The organism is Bacillus sp. 522_BSPC (genome assembly GCF_001076885.1).
GTDB classification, from domain to species: Bacteria; Bacillota; Bacilli; order Bacillales; family Cytobacillaceae; genus Niallia; species Niallia hominis.
Genome location: NZ_JVDT01000057.1, coordinates 1 through 2,124, shown reverse-complemented (window position 1 = coordinate 2,124; position 2,124 = coordinate 1). Strand labels below are relative to the sequence as shown.

Annotated in this window: 4 protein-coding genes; 1 reads left to right on the top strand and 3 read right to left on the bottom strand. The window is 34.5% G+C overall.

What is annotated here, in order from left to right; genetic code table 11:
* Nucleotides 1-59 precede the first annotated feature (59 nt).
* Entirely contained in the window at nt 60-329 is a 270-nt protein-coding gene (locus ADJ83_RS04265) for a YfhJ family protein (protein WP_031540333.1), read from the bottom strand.
* A 126-nt stretch (nt 330-455) separates the two neighbouring features.
* On the opposite strand from ADJ83_RS04265, the gene ADJ83_RS04260 reads away from it, so the two are divergent.
* On the top strand, nt 456-605 hold the full coding sequence (locus ADJ83_RS04260) for a small, acid-soluble spore protein K (RefSeq protein WP_031540334.1): 150 nt from the start codon (nt 456-458) through the stop codon (nt 603-605).
* 55 nt (nt 606-660) lie between these two features.
* Here ADJ83_RS04260 and ADJ83_RS04255 read toward each other — a convergent pair whose 3' ends face one another.
* Nucleotides 661-981, bottom strand: coding sequence for a YfhH family protein (locus tag ADJ83_RS04255; RefSeq protein WP_031540336.1), 321 nt, complete (start codon nt 979-981; stop codon nt 661-663).
* Nucleotides 982-1,050: 69 nt separating this feature from the next.
* Entirely contained in the window at nt 1,051-1,860 is an 810-nt protein-coding gene (gene recX, locus ADJ83_RS04250; protein ID WP_031540338.1) for a recombination regulator RecX, read from the bottom strand.
* Between the last annotated feature and the right edge of the window lie 264 nt (nt 1,861-2,124).

Below are 2,124 nucleotides of genomic sequence, written 5' to 3'. Positions count from 1 at the left end.
ACAAAAAGGATATTTATTCTCCCACAAACATTTTACTCATACATTATTTAAATGAATTTTCAATGCAATTTCTTTTTATCATCTGTAAGAAATTCTTTATATTTTGGATTTTCTGCGACAAATTCATGTAGCTTTTCTCCATAGTTTTCAATCCACTGACTGACAACTCTTTCGGTTACTTCTTCTCCTTGATATTTCCGACCAGCTTTTGCATAAGTTGCTTCGAAATCTTCCCATAATAATTCAACCCATGTTTGCGCTTGCCCTACTGAAATAAATGAATTAAGCTCCAGTAGCCGTTCCACTAACTTTTTCTGTGCTTCATGCATCATTGATTCCTTCTTTCTTTTTCTGTTTTTACTTATAGATTGCAGATGGATAACAAATACTATCCGTAGTAATAAACAAATATACGTTTATTACTGTTTACTTAGTTGATTCTTGGAGGTATAACGATGGGAAATGTAGATAATACAAATGATGTAAAGCTTGAAGGAGAACCGAGAGCTAAAGCAGAATTTGCTTCTAAAAGAGCAAATGGGACAATCAATACACATCCTCAAGAGAGAATGCACGCTTCCTCTCATCGCAGACCGAAAAAATAAGGAAGTACTGTAGGAAAGAGGGAGAGACCATACACGGTCCCTCCTCTCCTTTCCCTCAATCCTTCTTTTTCAATAACGCAATCGGAATACCTTCTTCTTGGCTTCCATCTATTTTTCGTTTTCCCCAGGCAAATACACCATTCATATAATCGATTTGAAAAAGAACTCCAGGATCTCCTTCTATTTCATACACTTCATTCGGTTTAAAATCTATTGGATTTAATAAATAGGATTTCGCGAGAACTGCTTTTCTTTCTAAGACTGCATACTCATTAATCATTCCAAGCTGTTCCGCCTTTTTCGCTTGATCATTTAAAGTGGATATTTCCATACGGAGCTCATGTTCTGTCATCATGCTATATCTTTTTGTCAGCATTTATATTCCCTCCACTACAAACTAGTGTAATAAAATTAACCAGATTCGGCAAAAATTTAGATTATTCATTTACATTTCCTCTTCCATTTCATCTAAATATTGTTCGATAAGATCCATCGAGAATCCTTTACGGTATAAAAATTGTTTCATTTTCTGTGTGAATTCATAGCCTGTAAATTTTGCAAATTTCCTTCTTGCCTTCTCGCCATGAATCCGAATAGTTTCTAATCCATCGCTATCCATTTCAAGAATCTCTGGCATCCTTTTCACTTCCTGAATAATAGCAGTAGTAAATCCTTTGCGAACAAGTGTCTGCTCTAGCTTCTGTAATAAAATTTTCTTAGAATCCTTTTTCTTCCCCGCTAAAAATTTCACCATTACCTTTTGTGCAGACTGAAGCTGATCTTCATATGCAAATTCCTCCATGGCACGCTCGATTAATTCGATCTGAACGCCTTTTTCTTTTAGCTCTCTTTTAATCGATTCTGGTCCTTTTGTCGTTGTATTCCGTTGGGTGCGCACATAGGAGAAAGCATAATCTTCATCATCGATAAATTTCATATCCTTTAATTTCATCATTACTTCTGATACGAATGACTCGTTTTCCATTTTAGCAAGCAGATGTTTTCTTACTTCCATTTCCGTCCTTTTCACTTTAGCCAAATACCTAACTGCCATATGGTAACCTTTTCTTATTTCATCCGTATATTGAATTTCATTTAATAAGAGAGAATCGAGTTCCATCCCTTTCTGCAACTGGTACTTCACTAACACAGCCTCATCTACACTAAATGCATAAACCTCTTTCCCTTGCTTTATCGTAAAAATATTATAACGGTCGTTTAATTCCTTTTGTCTTGTAATTTTACTAATAATCATCCCATCACCACATTATTATCTATTTTGAGATTTTCTTATTCTTAGCTTTAACAGAAACTTTTTATTAACATTCACTTAAACACTTCTCCTTAAAATGTAGCATAGAAAAAAAGGAATAGCAGTACTTTTGCCTTCTTACACTAATTAATTTACATCCTGTGTGCATCTATATTACCCAACTAGGAAAGAATAAAGAAGATACTTTGGAATGAGAAAGGAATGAACTGACCTAGCCAAATGAGACATATATAAAACACCTATCCA